Source organism: Dyella terrae (assembly GCF_022394535.1).
Taxonomy (GTDB): domain Bacteria; phylum Pseudomonadota; class Gammaproteobacteria; order Xanthomonadales; family Rhodanobacteraceae; genus Dyella.
The window spans coordinates 297,951-310,787 of the sequence record NZ_CP089414.1 but is presented as its reverse complement, the minus strand read 5'-3'; the positions used below and the strand labels follow the sequence as shown (position 1 = coordinate 310,787).

Sequence of the window (12,837 nt, the reverse complement as noted above, 5' to 3'; positions counted from 1 at the left end):
ACGAAAGCGCCATCATGGAGTCTTGTAGTGGGGCGGACCCCACCACAAGATCCTGTCTGTTAGTGCTTAGTGGGCACGATCACTGTATCGATCGCATGGATGATGCCGTTGCTTGAGGCAATGTCCGGCCCCGTGATGGTGGCGCCGCCGATGCGGAGCTTGTCACCGTCCTTCGTGATCGGCGCAGTCTGGCCCTGCAGCATCTTCGGTGCGGTCAGTTTCTCGACTTCGACGACCGATGCCCGGCCCGGCAGCACGTGGTACTTCAGAACGGAGATCAACTCCGCTTTGTTTTCTGGCTTCAGCCAGTTTTCCAGTGTCCCCTTGGGAAGCTTTTCGAACGCCGCATCCGTCGGTGCAAACACGGTGTAGGGGCCCGAGCCCTTCAGAACATGGGTGAGCTCGGCCGCTTCGAGAGCTTTGCTAAGCGTATGGAAGGAGCCGTTGGCGGCTGCTGTCTCGACGATGTTCTTGCCAGGAACGCGAGAGGTGTTGGAATCATGATTGGACATAGATTTGCCTTGAGTAGTGATCCGCATGGCGGATTTGGAGCGGCCGAAGCCGCGACTCCGATGCAGACCGAAGAAGAACTCAGAGGGCGTTAGGGAAAGGACCGCGTAACTGAGACGCCTGCCAAGGAGGAGACTTTCATTCCTGGCGCCCGAGCAGCATGCGCGTGTAGTTGTTAGGCGAGAGTGATTTGCCTGGTTGAGTCAGACGACATGTCTGGCATGGTGGGTTTCATCGCTTCATGGGCAATGCGAGACAATGCGACCTTCATTCGCCCGCTATGGGCGATGTAGTGACGCACACCTCTAAGCCGACGCCGCATGAAATGGCGAAAGAACCAGCACAACCGCCTGTCGACCGACCGCACATCCTCGTAGCACTAAAGAGTGCATGGTTGTCGAGCGCTTAGTTTTCTGACACTCATTCCATGCGCCTCAGTCACGCGACGCCTTCCCTCACGCCTGCTGAGCTATCTCCAGCTATTGCTGGAGTTACGGACAGTCGTCCGCCTATGCATCGCTTGATGCGAGCCAACACTCCAGGTGGCTATATGAACGCCGTGCATTTCACTCCTCCTAGGCTCTATGACTGGCCAGGACCCGACCGATGGCTTCCGGGCTACTACAGCGCGGTCTATGTGGTGCGCCAGGAGGTCGCGGATGTCAGCCTAATGCAATGGTCGAAAGAGCCACCACACGTAAAGGCAGGTGAGCAAGAGCAGGGCGCGCTCTGGAGAAAGGTCGGGCCAGCAACCTGGCGACACCTTACAGAGGCATAACAGAAGAAAGCGCATGTTGATCGTGCACCGTGGCTTCGTTAGACCCGCCTCGGATGCCTCAGATTATCTGTAATTTTTCTTGAAAGGCCTCTGAGTTTTCTCCGCCTTGGCCGGAGCCGCGGGCTAGCGCTTGCTTACGACCTGAAGGATGCGGGTCAACACTCGAGGCAACTCCATGTACATGATCAATCAAACGAACTCGCTCTACTTTCACCCTCATAAGCTGCACTTTGAGCCCCTTCCGGATGCTGCAGACAATCAGCAGCGCAATCGCTGGTTTCCGGGGTACGACGCATCGGTGGTATCGCCGCGAGCTAAGGCTCCAGCACGACGAAGTGAGATCGTGCCTAAGGTCGATTTGCTGGAGTCTCACAAAGACTGCCAAGACATCGACGCCGATCGTATGGATGACGACGGTGCACCCTACCTAAACGCCGGCCTTATCAATCGCTGACGGTAGTCGCTGGCCAACAACGCGCGATCTTCCCACACCGCCCCCATCCAAGGACGGAAGGCGCAGATACGATCTACTCCAAAGGAAACCATCATGACCAGTATTTCCGGTAAGACTACCAACGGCTTTACGTACGAAGGTGACTACGAACGCCCCAGCGCTGATCGCGCCATCAGTTGCGACATGTCTCCCATGGTCTTGCGCTCGCCCATCGCGTCGAGCTGACCGAACGAGACGATCGCTGCAGTCATCGCGCCATGACACGCCGCAAGCGGGCAATACTTCAGCTCCGGCCCTAGCAACGGCGAAATCCGGCCGTTGACGAACAACCCGGTCTGCTCAGGCGGGAGCCCCCAACCTACTGAGGAGTGGCTGGCCAATCGACCCTTGCGGGCTGCAGCGCATGCCAGGGTGGGCGCCGCCTCTCCGGTGCTACGTGATGCGGAGGGCCTGGCGCTCCAAGGAGTGGACTTCTTGATGCGGCCCGCGGAGACGCTAACCACAAATTAACTAATTGATTTTAAATAAATTAATTAAGACAAAGCTATTTATACCCGAAAGGGGAACCTTGGTCCGCTGGCTGCGTCTCGAGCGCGTCGACTGTCGAGCGTTGCGTGCTCTAGTCCCTCTTGAGGTATCGAATCGCCAAGGCATTCTTCATTGTGCTTGTCGAGCAAGAAAGTCGTGCGATCACGCATTGACATGTGCACGAGCATCTCGTAGTAATATCGCCAAGAGGTATCGCTGGTCTCGTTAGCCGATCACCTCCGCCGTCGGTACCAATCACGCCGACAACCGATAAGACCGTGTTGCGTCCAGTTCCCTGAGCGACCGGCATGCGACTTTGGCCTTGACGTCGCACCAATCCAACGTTTGTCCATGCTTGATTTTTGGGCGGTTGGTTGGTGCGTGATCTATTCGCAGGCGCGCATCCCCCACCGTTGCCATTCTGGCTGGGCAAGCAAGTCCCAACCGACGACGGACCACGCCTGATGCATCAGAAAGACGACAAGTTCACCCATGGCCTAGTGAACATTACCGAGGCATTCCTAGCCGGACGCATTCCCCCGGAACGTTCAGCGCCTGACCCCGATAGCGAAGTCAACTTTAGGACTGGCTGCGCGAGCATGGGCTTCTCCTCGCGTGAAGAATTCAAGGCAAAGCTGAAAGGCCAGTCAGCCATGATCGAACGAGGTGAAACAATCCTCGGTGCGATCTTGCCCATTCCGCATGAGAAGAATGGCCAAAAGCTCTTCCATCGGCGTGAAATCGACGCGCACAACGCGGCAAAGAAGATTGCTGGTTAATCTCCATGACTGCCCAGACTCTTCGAGCTAGCAGTAGCGAGGGTGACAACGCCATTCGCAGGGATTGCGAGAGCACGGAAGTAACGCATGAGTTTCCTCACAGTGGCAACGTTGCGTTAAAGCCTGTTCTTGTTTTCATCGGCCTATCCCGAGCTAGTGCGTACAAATATGGGGTTGTGCCTGAGTACGACGACAACGGGAAACTCAGTCGAGACGGGCAAGACCCCCCCCTTTCCCGTGGACTCGAATGCCGCATTCTGGACTGCCCCGGAGATGACGGCACTTCCAGCCTATGATTTGAGCATAGGAGGAAGCCCCATGAGCAGTCAGCGGTTTACCCCGGAATTCAAAGAAGAAGCGGTCCGACAAGTGGTCGGCCGCGGCCACTCGGTCGCCGAAGTGGCCGCCCGTCTCGGCGTTTCGACCCACAGCCTGTATCAATGGGTCAAAGCGGTAAAACCCGACAAGACCGAACAGCAGGCCACTGAACTGACAGAGGCGAAGAGCGAAATTCTTCGCCTGCGCGCCCAGCTGCGTCGCGTGGAAGAGGAGCGCGACATTTTAAAAAAGGCCGCACGGTACTTCGCCAAAGAACCCGAGTGAAGTACCGCTTCATCAACGACCACCGCCATGTTTTTCGCGTGGCTCCGATGTGTCGAATGCTGGAGGTGACACGCGGTGGCTTCTATCAGTGGCTGGACAAGCCGGAGTCCGATCGCGCCATTGAGGATCGGCGCCTGCTTGGACTGATTCGCGATTCGTACGATGCCAGTGGTGGTGTCTACGGTGCGCGGCGCGTGCTTGGCGATTTGCGCGAGGCTGGCGAGGTATGTGGCAAGCATCGCGTGGAGAAGATCATGCATGCCCAGAAGATCAAGGCAATTCGCGGCTACAAGGCGCCTCGTCGTATCGTCGGACGTCCGTCACTCATCGCTCCCAATCGCCTGCAGCGGCAGTTCACCGTCGATCAGCCCGACCAGGCCTGGGTCACCGACATCACCTATCTGCGCACCTGGCAGGGGTGGCTTTATCTGGCGGTCGTCATCGATCTGCATTCGCGCAAGGTCATCGGTTGGTCGATGAAGCCGACGCTGGCCCGCGAAGGGGTGCTGGACGCATTGCTGATGGCGATCTGGCGGCGCAAACCCACGAAAGCAGTGATCGTACACTCCGACCAAGGCTCACAATACGGTAGTGATGACTGGCAACGTTTCTGCCGTGCCCACGGTCTGCAACCGAGCATGAGCCGGCGCGGCAACTGCTGGGATAATGCCGTGGCCGAATCGTTCTTCAGCAGCCTGAAGAAGGAACGCATCCGCAAACGCGTGTACAAAACCCGTGATCTGGCCCGCGCCGATGTCTTCGACTACATCGAGGTCTTTTACAATCGAACCCGTCGTCACAGCCATCTCGGTGGCGTCAGCCCCGAGGCCTTTGAGAAGGCCTCACTGTGAGGCTGGTGGGTGTCGTCAATCCCGGGGCAGTCCATTCGCTAGTCCGTAATCGCAACGGCAAGAAGCTTTTCCTTGCCGAAGAGATTCGTGCGTGGCGGAAAGTTGTGCGCGATCGCTCGCGTCAGGTTGACGATACCAACACCAATAACTCCTGTGCGCTGATCAAGCGCGGAGAAATCTAACATGGCTAACAAGAACGCCAAGAAGGAAGTCATCGTCATAGGCGATGACTTGATTAACCAGGCCATCATGGCCATCGAGTCGATTGAGCCTACACCGGAAGAGTTGGAGGCCGAGCAGCTCGCTAAATTGATCCCATCTATACGCATGGCGATGGGTCGTGGCGAATCTGACGACAAGATTCGCAAGAAGGTAAAGTCCATTATCCCTAAGCTACATTACACGAAGGTAGATGCGCTCCTTGCGGCGGCTGCCAAGCTTGCCAGTGATCAACTGCTTGGCGGTGTGCAATGAACGCGGGCATCAAAGGTATAGAAGTGCATTGCGCGCCTCAAGATGGCTTGATGCCAACCACCGCCAACCATGCTCTCTATCCGGGCGAGTCACAGAGCAAACATACCTCGCCTCGAATCGGCTTCAACAACATGGCGCGTATGCAGCATCATCACGTCGAGCTGCGAGTGGAGGACCTTATTGGTCCTCCACTCGACATGAAGGACTGCCCGTACGCACACCTTCCCGCTCCCGCCAAGCAGGCGTTTGTCCAGCTCAAGCGGAATACCGGCGCACCCGACGCAGTCATCTTGGCTTCCGTCGCCCAAGTTAAGCGCTTCTCCGCCATCCATCGCCCAGATACAGAGCGAAATGATGCTTGCTCAATTTCAGCGCGAAGCTCTGCCTCAGCCGCCACTCCGGCATCCGCAGCAGCATCTATCTCTTGGCGAGCCTTACGAAGGCCAGCAGTGGTCTTCCCATGCTTAGCATCGCGCTGCACTTCCACTGCTTTAACGCGCGCATCCGCCAGTGACATTTCCGGGTAATGACCAACCGTCGCAGGCGCGGGCCGCGAACCATCCGACAGACGGTAACGCACACGCCAAGCTTTGAGCCCGGCGGGACTAATCCAGAGCACCAGCCCATTACCATCCGAGAGGAAGTACGGCTTGTCCTGGGGCTTGGCTTTCCGGATCTGAAGTTCGGTCAATGACGCGGCAAGACGCGGCATAGCTTGAGACCTATTTGGGTACATAGAGGGAAAATTGTACCCAAAATTATACCCACCAATCCTGGATTGCCCTGGATAGCTCAGGACACCCCTGGACAACAGACAATAAAAAACCCCGCAATTACGCGGGGTTATCTACGATTCTGGACTGTCGTGGACAGTTCCAAATCTCTCATTGGTGCCCAAGGGGGGACTCGAACCCCCACGCCTTACGGCGCTACCACCTCAAGGTAGTGCGTCTACCAATTCCGCCACCTGGGCAGGTGTCTTACTTAGTTTTTCTTTGCTGGTTCTGCTGCAGGCACATCGCCTGCAGGCTTGGCCGGAGTCGTCGCGGCAGGAACATCGCCCTGGGCCGACTTGGTGGCCTGCGGGATTTCCGCATTGACCGGAGCGACGGGCTGCGCATTCTGCGTTGCCGCCGGCTTGTTGGCAAGACCCGACATCACGCCCAGATCACCGCTGTTATCGCTCTGCGTTTTGCCGCTGTGGCTCAGGTACATACCCATGCCCAGGCTCAGCGCAAAGAACAGCGCGGCCAGCACCGCTGTGGTACGCGTCAGGAAGCTCGCCGAACCACGTGCACCGAACACAGTGGCGGATGCACCGCCGCCGAAACCGGAGCCCGCGTCCGCACCAGCGCCGCGCTGCATCAAAATCAGCACGATCATCGCCGCGGCGATCAGAATGTAGAAGACGCTGAAAATGACGAACATGGTTCTCTTTAAGAGTCCGTGATGCTCAATAGGCTGCGGCGCAGATACCGAGGAAATCAGCCGATGCCAGCGAGGCGCCCCCGATCAACCCACCATCCACATCCGGCTGTGCGAACAAATCCGCAGCATTTGCCGCTTTGACGCTACCGCCGTAAAGCAGTCGGGTCAGACGGGCAATCATAGCATCTTCTTTTTCCAGTTGGCTACGGATGAACGCATGAACGTGCTGGGCCTGCTCGGGTGAGGCCGTGTGCCCGGTGCCAATGGCCCACACGGGCTCATACGCGATCACGGCCGTATCGAAGCTGGCGATGCCGTTCAACTCGATCACGGCCTTGAGTTGGCGCGCCACGACGGCATCGGTGAGTCCGTTCTCTCGCTCGGCCAGCGTTTCACCCACGCAGAGAATGGGGGTAAGCCCGCCAGCCCTGGCGGCGGCGAATTTGCGTGCTACCAGCTCACTTGTTTCGTGATGGTAGTGGCGACGCTCGGAATGGCCCATCAAGACCCATTGCGCGCCCACGTCGGCCAACATGGCGGCGGACACTTCACCCGTGTAGGCACCCTGCCCTTCGTGTTCACTCACGTCCTGGCCGCCAAAGCCCAGGCCGGAACCGGCATGCTGCATGGCCAGTTCGCCCAGGTAAGGAAACGGCGGAATGACGACAACGTCGATGTCCGCTGGCAGTGCGGCAGCGACGTCGCCGACCAGGGCAGTCGCCATGCTGCGGCTACCATGCATCTTCCAATTGCCGGCGACGAGTTTCTTGCGCATGCGCGTCTTCCCTTGCGTATAAACCCGAAAGCTTAACGTCGGACCATGCCACTGGCAACGAGTCGGCGACAAGCCATTGCCTTTACGGAAAAAATCAGAAGAACCACAAGGAGACCACTTTATGACCACGACCCGTCCACTCAGCCTGGTCACAGGCGCTTCCGCCGGTATTGGCGCCGCCTTCGCCCGGGAGCTCGCGGCCCGCGGCCATGATCTGGTGCTGACGGCCCGCCGAGTGGAGAGGCTCGAAGCGCTGGCCCAGGAGCTGCGTGATCGCCACCAGGCAACCGTGACCGTGCTCCCGACGGACCTGGCCGACCCATCCGCCGTGGCGCAACTGTGCGATGCATTGGACGCACGTGGACTTAAGGTGGACTGGCTCATCAACAATGCAGGCTACGGCGTGCCAGGCACGTTCGAAGCGGTCGACTGGCCGATGCATGAGGCCTTTATCCGGGTGTTGATGACCGCTCCCGCCGAATTGGCGTGGCGCCTGCTGCCCGGCATGCGTGAACGCGGCTACGGCCGCATCGTGAATGTTGCCTCGCTGGCGGGGCATATACCCGGCTCAGCCGGCCACACGCTGTATGCGGCGAGCAAGGCGTATCTGATCAAATTCTCTCAATCGCTTGGACTTGAGAACCGTCATCTTGGCATCAACGTCTGCGCGCTATGCCCAGGCTTCACCTGGTCGGAGTTCCACGACGTCACCGGTACTCGGCTGCTGATGAACAAGCTGCCGGGCTTTATGTGGCAGAGCGCCGAGGCTGTGGTGCGCGAAGGCTATGAAGCGGCGGAGCGTGGCGACATCGTGCACGTCACCGGGGGGCGTCAACCGCTTTATCAAAGCATTGACGAAGCTGCTGCCCGACCGGTTCACGCTCTGGCTATCGGCCCGCGAATCGAAGCGTTATCGCGCGCTGGAAGCCACTCACTGACCGGTACCCTCCAGCGAGCATTGCAGCGTATCGCCAACCACGAAGTTGCCCTCACGCTCCACTTCCCAATCGATGCGCAAGCCTTTCTTGGGCTCTCGAATATAGGTGAAGCGCTGGGCTGGCTTGATCTCGGGCGCGGAACGCCAGACCAGGCGCCCGTCTTTCCAGCCATCAGACGAAAACAGCCGAGCGCCACCGAAGCTGTCGAGAATGGTCGCGTTGTAGCGGCCATTTTTGGCGTCGTATCCCCATGCCTCAAGCGCGTGATACGTCGCGGACGGTGACGTGTCGTCGTGGTGCTTGATCAGCGCCTTGCCGTTGAGATCGAAGTCGAAACGAATGGTGGAGTCGATAATCTTTCCCGAGGCGGGAAAGACACCGTGACAGGTCCAGTGCCCCGTCAGGTCCGTAAAGTCGCGAAAAGGGTCATCGGCTGTCGCCATGACGTTGCCACTCAGGAAACAGGCGATCCACAGCAACGACTTCAGGCGCATGGCGAACTCCCGCTACGAGGGAGTGCAGCGTAGTACGCGCCTGAGCCGGGGGAATCGATCGGAAGTCATGGCCACCATCCCGGTTTGGGCCGAGCGGCGCGCATGAAACGCGGAACAAGTGCTCCCTCTCCATAATGAAGAGGGAGCACAAAGCGGGATCAGATCAGCTTGATCTGGCGCAGGCGCTCGAGCAGATACTCGTGCGAGGTGATGCTGGTGTCGTACCGGCTCGGGTTGTCCGGCGTAACCGTTTGCGGCAGCGGGTCGAGCACCACGTCCGGGTTCGGGTGCAGGAAGTACGGCACCGAGTAACGCGGCTTGCGTGCGTTATCGTTCTGCGGATTCACCACGCGATGCGACGTGGACGGGTACACGTGGTTGGTCAGGCGCTGCAGCATGTCGCCGATGTTGACCACGATGGCGTCGCCTTCGGTGGTGATCGGCAACCATTCGCCCTCGCGCGTCAGCACTTCCAAGCCTTCCGCGCTCGCGCCGACCAGTAGCGTGATGAAGTTGATGTCCTCGTGGGCACCGGCGCGCACGTTCGGGATGTTGTCTTCGGTGATCGGCGGATAGTGGATCGGGCGCAGGATAGAATTGCCCTGGTCGATCTTGTCATCGAAAAAGTGCTCGGGCAGTTCGATATGCAAGGCCAGCGCGCGCAGCACGCGCGAGCCGAGCTGGTCGAGTGCTTCGAACAGGCCGTAGCCGTTTTTCTTGAAGTCCGAGATTTCGGCCGGCCAGATGTTGGGCGGCATCACGTCGGCGAACTTCGAGTCGCGCGGAATCTCGCGACCAACGTGCCAGAACTCCTTGAGGTCGGCGTGTTTGCTGTCCTTCGCCGTTTCCACCTTGTACGGCGTGTAGCCGCGCGCGCCGCCACTGCCAGGCACGTGGTATTTCATCTTGGTGTCGGCCGGCAGCGCGAAGAACTGCTGGAACGACTCGTAGGCGCCGTCGATCAGCTCGCGCGGAATACCGTGGCCGCTGATGCAGCAGAAGCCGTATTCACGGTAGGCGTTACCCAGCTCGGCAACGAATGCGGCACGGTCTGTGTCGTAACGACGGATGTCGAGGGTTGGAACTTTCTTCATGGCTTGTCCACAGGTTGTGCGTGCGGTCCACTTGTCTGTCCGCCACCGCAGGGGCGGGGCACGTCGGGCCAATCCTTGGCGACCTGGGTGGGATGCAAGATCCCCGAACTTCTTACAGGCTCACGAACGTTCTGCGGACGATTTTACGACACCGGCGAGCTTTTCGGCCAACTGCCGCACTTCGCCCTCGTCGGCAGCCTCTACCGTCACGCGGACCAGCGGCTCCGTACCCGAGGCACGCAGCACCACTCGACCACGGCCCGACAGCGCGCGCTCGGTCTCAGCAAGCGCTTCGCGTACCGGCTGACTATGCAAGGCCTCGCGGGCACCGTCCGCGCGCACGTTGATCATGATCTGGGGCATTTTGTGCAGCCCCTGCCGCGCCTCGGCGAAATCCGTGCCGGCATAGGTCAGCGCCTCCAGCACGGCCAGTGCGGAGACAATGCCGTCACCCGTGGTGGCGCGGTCCAGGCACAGGATGTGGCCGGAGGTTTCGCCACCCAGGTTGCCGCCGTGTTCCTTGAGCTGCTGCAGCACGTAACGGTCACCCACGTTGGCGCGGATCAGCTTTACGTCGTGCTGGGCCAGTGCGAGCTGAAGGCCATAGTTACTCATCAGCGTGCCGACCACCGGGCCGAGCAGTAGGCCCTGCGCATGCCATGCGTTGGCCAACACGAAAAGAATGTCGTCGCCATCAGCCAACTTGCCGTGGCGGTCGACCAACTGGACGCGGTCTCCGTCGCCATCGAAGGCGATGCCGATGTCGGCAGCCTGTTCCAACACGGCGCGCTCCAGTGCCTGTGGGTGCGTGGAGCCTACGTCGCGATTGATGTTGAAACCGTCGGGCCGATCGCCGATGGTGTTCACCACCGCGCCGAGTTCGGAGAACACCTTCGGCGCCACCTGATAGGTCGCCCCATTGGCGCAGTCGAGCACGATCTTCATGCCACGCAGACTGAAATCTTCAGACACTGTCGATTTGCAGAACTCCGCGTAGCGCGTCACGGCGTCCGCGATACGGGTGGCCTTGCCGAGCTGTTCGGAGGGAACGGTAGTGAACTCCAGCTCCAGTTCTTCCTCGATGGCCTGCTCCACGTCATCGGAGAGCTTTTCGCCATTGGCCGAAAAGAACTTGATGCCGTTGTCATGATGCGGGTTATGCGACGCGCTGATCACAATGCCTGCGTCGGCGCGCAGCGAGCGCGTGAGGAACGCCACGCCCGGTGTAGGCATGGGCCCGAGTAATGCCACGTCGGCCCCTGCAGCGACCAGCCCTGCTTCGAGGGCGGATTCGAACATGTAGCCGGATACGCGGGTGTCCTTGCCGATCACCACCTTCGGCCGTGCGCGCCCATGGCGCGCCAGCACCACGCCGAGCGCGCGACCCAGCCGCAGCATGAAATCTGCACTGATGGGCCACTGCCCTACCAGGCCGCGGATACCGTCGGTTCCAAAATATTTCCGTTGCGTCATGGCATTACTCCTGCCGAAGTCGGCGCGTTGATGCGCCAGACATCCTGTTCTGGGTGATTACTCGTCATCCGGCCAGCGCGGCATGGAGGGTTTGTCGTCACGGCGCGCCGGCACATCGCCAGCCTGCACGGCATGCCACACCGCGAGCGCGTCGACGGTAGCCGCCACGTCATGAACGCGCACCATCCGTGCGCCGCGCTGCACTGCAATGACGGCCGCGGCGACCGAGCCCGCCACGCGCTCAGCAGGCACCTGCCGTCCCGTCATCGCGCCGATCATCGATTTTCGCGACATACCGACATAGACGCCACTGCCAAGATTCGCAAAACGCTCCAACGCCCGCAGCAGGGCCAGATTGTGCTCCAGGTTCTTGCCGAAGCCGAAACCGGGGTCGACCATAACCTTGCGACGATCGATGCCGGCCAACTCGCAGGCAAATAGCCGATCGGTCAGAAACCGGTGCACCTCGCCGACCACATCGTCGTAGTGCGGATCGTCTTGCATGCTGCGCGGTTCGCCCAGCATATGCATCAGGCACACCGGTACGCCGAGTTCGGCCGCGGCATCCAAGGCGCCTTCGCGTCGCAGGGCATAGACGTCGTTGATCATGCCCGCGCCAGCCGCCACGGCCGCACGCATCACTTCTGGCTTGGAGGTATCGATGGCCAGCGGGACGCTGGTACGCGCTGCCAGTTGCTCGAGCACGGGCACGATGCGCCGCAACTCTTCCTCAACGGGAACGTCGCCGGATCCGGGGCGGGTCGATTCTCCGCCGATGTCCAGCATGTCCGCACCCTCTTCCACCATGCGCAGACCATGCGCCACGGCGTCATCTAACGATGCGTAGTTACCGCCATCGGAAAACGAATCGGGCGTGACGTTGAGGATGCCGACCACGCGCGGGCGGTCAAGTTTGAGCGACCGCCCGTTGCAGTCGAGCACGGGAGCGAACAGATCGAAGGACATAGTGACTCCCGTAGGAAGACTCAGAACTCGCCGCCCAGCGGCCCCATGAAGCGGCGGTAGTAGCGCAGTTCGTCGATCGAGTCGCGGATGTCCGACAACGCGGTGTGCGCGGATTCCTTGGAGAAGCCCTTGCCGACAGCCGGCGCCCAGCGGCGCGCGAGCTCCTTCAGCGTGGACACGTCGAGGTTGCGGTAGTGAAAGTAGCGCTCCAGCCGTGGCATCTCACGGTGCAGGAAGCGGCGATCCTGGCAGATCGAGTTGCCGCACATGGGCGACTTGCCGGCCGGCACCCACTCTTTGAGAAAATCGAGCGTGGCCTGTTCCGCCGCTGCGTGGTCATCACTGGAAGCCACCACCTGGTCCCACAAGCCAGACCGGCGGTGCTGGTTACGGTTCCACGCATCCATGCCTTCCAGCCGCTCCAGCGGGTGGCGAATCGCGAACACCGGGCCTTCCGCCAGAATGCGAAGATCCTTGTCGGTGACGATGGTGGCGATCTCGAGAATGGAATCGTTGTCCGTATCGAGACCGGTCATTTCCAGATCGATCCAGATCAGATTGTCTTCGTTCGCTTGGCTCATGCGCCCTCCTGGACGCGGAGTCTAACAGCAGCGCACCGACCAGGCCGCTGAATTCGGCACGATCGGGGCGCCTGCCAGGGGTGGGCCGCATGGAGCACGCAGAAGGGCCAT

General features: G+C 60.1%; 14 protein-coding genes, 1 tRNA gene and 1 pseudogene. 6 read left to right on the top strand and 10 right to left on the bottom strand.

Annotated features, from left to right (window positions below; translation table 11 throughout):
- Window positions 1-59: 59 nt before the first annotated feature.
- On the bottom strand, window positions 60-512 hold the full coding sequence (locus tag DYST_RS01405; RefSeq protein ID WP_199045332.1) for a fasciclin domain-containing protein: 453 nt from the start codon (window positions 510-512) through the stop codon (window positions 60-62).
- Window positions 513-1,463: 951 nt separating this feature from the next.
- On the opposite strand from DYST_RS01405, the gene DYST_RS01400 reads away from it, so the two are divergent.
- The 5 genes from DYST_RS01400 to DYST_RS01385 all read left to right on the top strand — a co-directional run bounded on the left by DYST_RS01400 (window position 1,464) and on the right by DYST_RS01385 (window position 4,977).
- Complete coding sequence (locus DYST_RS01400; RefSeq protein ID WP_199045333.1) at window positions 1,464-1,742, top strand: hypothetical protein; 279 nt, start codon at window positions 1,464-1,466, stop codon at window positions 1,740-1,742.
- Window positions 1,743-1,835: 93 nt separating this feature from the next.
- Window positions 1,836-1,967 carry a hypothetical protein gene (locus tag DYST_RS23910; protein WP_255558031.1) on the top strand — a complete coding sequence of 44 codons (132 nt, stop codon included), beginning with the start codon at window positions 1,836-1,838 and terminating at the stop codon, window positions 1,965-1,967.
- 767 nt (window positions 1,968-2,734) lie between these two features.
- Window positions 2,735-3,049 carry a hypothetical protein gene (locus tag DYST_RS01395; RefSeq protein WP_239949513.1) on the top strand — a complete coding sequence of 105 codons (315 nt, stop codon included), beginning with the start codon at window positions 2,735-2,737 and terminating at the stop codon, window positions 3,047-3,049.
- A 318-nt stretch (window positions 3,050-3,367) separates the two neighbouring features.
- Window positions 3,368-4,503, top strand: a protein-coding gene (locus tag DYST_RS01390; RefSeq protein WP_239949511.1) for an IS3 family transposase whose coding sequence is annotated in 2 segments (ribosomal slippage) — window positions 3,368-3,611 and window positions 3,611-4,503 — 1,137 coding nt in all. Because the reading frame shifts where the segments join, the coding sequence is not laid out codon by codon here.
- Window positions 4,504-4,686: 183 nt separating this feature from the next.
- The gene (locus DYST_RS01385; protein WP_239949510.1) at window positions 4,687-4,977 is read left to right on the top strand and encodes a hypothetical protein; all 291 of its coding nucleotides are present in this window, start codon (window positions 4,687-4,689) and stop codon (window positions 4,975-4,977) included.
- A gap of 151 nt (window positions 4,978-5,128) precedes the next feature.
- Here the strand turns inward: DYST_RS01385 and DYST_RS24245 are convergent, their stop codons facing one another.
- From DYST_RS24245 to tpiA, 4 genes are all read right to left on the bottom strand, one after another.
- Window positions 5,129-5,689 (bottom strand): Arm DNA-binding domain-containing protein, encoded by a 561-nt coding sequence (locus DYST_RS24245; protein ID WP_428993948.1) that lies wholly within the window; start codon window positions 5,687-5,689, stop codon window positions 5,129-5,131.
- Window positions 5,690-5,865: 176 nt separating this feature from the next.
- Window positions 5,866-5,950, bottom strand: a tRNA-Leu gene (locus DYST_RS01380).
- Between the two features lie 11 nt (window positions 5,951-5,961).
- Window positions 5,962-6,405 (bottom strand): preprotein translocase subunit SecG, encoded by a 444-nt coding sequence (secG, locus tag DYST_RS01375; RefSeq protein ID WP_239949508.1) that lies wholly within the window; start codon window positions 6,403-6,405, stop codon window positions 5,962-5,964.
- Window positions 6,406-6,430: 25 nt separating this feature from the next.
- Window positions 6,431-7,180, bottom strand: coding sequence for a triose-phosphate isomerase (gene tpiA, locus DYST_RS01370; RefSeq protein WP_239949506.1), 750 nt, complete (start codon window positions 7,178-7,180; stop codon window positions 6,431-6,433).
- Window positions 7,181-7,301: 121 nt separating this feature from the next.
- Here tpiA and DYST_RS01365 point away from each other — a divergent pair.
- A pseudogene (locus DYST_RS01365) lies at window positions 7,302-8,118 on the top strand (SDR family NAD(P)-dependent oxidoreductase).
- Here DYST_RS01365 and DYST_RS01360 read toward each other — a convergent pair.
- The 5 genes from DYST_RS01360 to orn form a co-directional block, all read right to left on the bottom strand.
- Entirely contained in the window at window positions 8,112-8,612 is a 501-nt protein-coding gene (locus DYST_RS01360) for a hypothetical protein (protein ID WP_239949504.1), read from the bottom strand. The pseudogene DYST_RS01365 and the gene DYST_RS01360 overlap by 7 nt on opposite strands.
- Window positions 8,613-8,770: 158 nt before the next feature.
- On the bottom strand, window positions 8,771-9,706 hold the full coding sequence (locus DYST_RS01355; protein WP_102304875.1) for an isopenicillin N synthase family dioxygenase: 936 nt from the start codon (window positions 9,704-9,706) through the stop codon (window positions 8,771-8,773).
- 120 nt (window positions 9,707-9,826) lie between these two features.
- A complete protein-coding gene (glmM, locus tag DYST_RS01350) occupies window positions 9,827-11,179 on the bottom strand; it encodes a phosphoglucosamine mutase (protein WP_102304876.1) in 1,353 nt (450 codons plus the stop codon).
- A 57-nt stretch (window positions 11,180-11,236) separates the two neighbouring features.
- On the bottom strand, window positions 11,237-12,145 hold the full coding sequence (folP, locus tag DYST_RS01345; RefSeq protein WP_239949502.1) for a dihydropteroate synthase: 909 nt from the start codon (window positions 12,143-12,145) through the stop codon (window positions 11,237-11,239).
- A 20-nt stretch (window positions 12,146-12,165) separates the two neighbouring features.
- Window positions 12,166-12,726, bottom strand: a complete 561-nt coding sequence (gene orn / locus DYST_RS01340) for an oligoribonuclease (protein WP_102304878.1) — start codon at window positions 12,724-12,726, stop codon at window positions 12,166-12,168.
- Between the last annotated feature and the right edge of the window lie 111 nt (window positions 12,727-12,837).

What these genes read in the sequence shown, in the direction of transcription:
- tpiA (WP_239949506.1), bottom strand. Translation starts at nt 7,180, where the DNA reads ATGCGCAAGAAACTCGTCGCCGGCAATTGGAAGATGCATGGTAGCCGC.
- orn (WP_102304878.1), bottom strand. Translation starts at nt 12,726, where the DNA reads ATGAGCCAAGCGAACGAAGACAATCTGATCTGGATCGATCTGGAAATG.
- DYST_RS01355 (WP_102304875.1), bottom strand. Translation starts at nt 9,706, where the DNA reads ATGAAGAAAGTTCCAACCCTCGACATCCGTCGTTACGACACAGACCGT.
- DYST_RS01385 (WP_239949510.1), top strand. Translation starts at nt 4,687, where the DNA reads ATGGCTAACAAGAACGCCAAGAAGGAAGTCATCGTCATAGGCGATGAC.
- glmM (WP_102304876.1), bottom strand. Translation starts at nt 11,179, where the DNA reads ATGACGCAACGGAAATATTTTGGAACCGACGGTATCCGCGGCCTGGTA.
- DYST_RS23910 (WP_255558031.1), top strand. Translation starts at nt 1,836, where the DNA reads ATGACCAGTATTTCCGGTAAGACTACCAACGGCTTTACGTACGAAGGT.
- folP (WP_239949502.1), bottom strand. Translation starts at nt 12,145, where the DNA reads ATGTCCTTCGATCTGTTCGCTCCCGTGCTCGACTGCAACGGGCGGTCG.
- DYST_RS01405 (WP_199045332.1), bottom strand. Translation starts at nt 512, where the DNA reads ATGTCCAATCATGATTCCAACACCTCTCGCGTTCCTGGCAAGAACATC.
- DYST_RS24245 (WP_428993948.1), bottom strand. Translation starts at nt 5,689, where the DNA reads ATGCCGCGTCTTGCCGCGTCATTGACCGAACTTCAGATCCGGAAAGCC.
- DYST_RS01400 (WP_199045333.1), top strand. Translation starts at nt 1,464, where the DNA reads ATGTACATGATCAATCAAACGAACTCGCTCTACTTTCACCCTCATAAG.
- DYST_RS01360 (WP_239949504.1), bottom strand. Translation starts at nt 8,612, where the DNA reads ATGCGCCTGAAGTCGTTGCTGTGGATCGCCTGTTTCCTGAGTGGCAAC.
- DYST_RS01395 (WP_239949513.1), top strand. Translation starts at nt 2,735, where the DNA reads ATGCATCAGAAAGACGACAAGTTCACCCATGGCCTAGTGAACATTACC.
- secG (WP_239949508.1), bottom strand. Translation starts at nt 6,405, where the DNA reads ATGTTCGTCATTTTCAGCGTCTTCTACATTCTGATCGCCGCGGCGATG.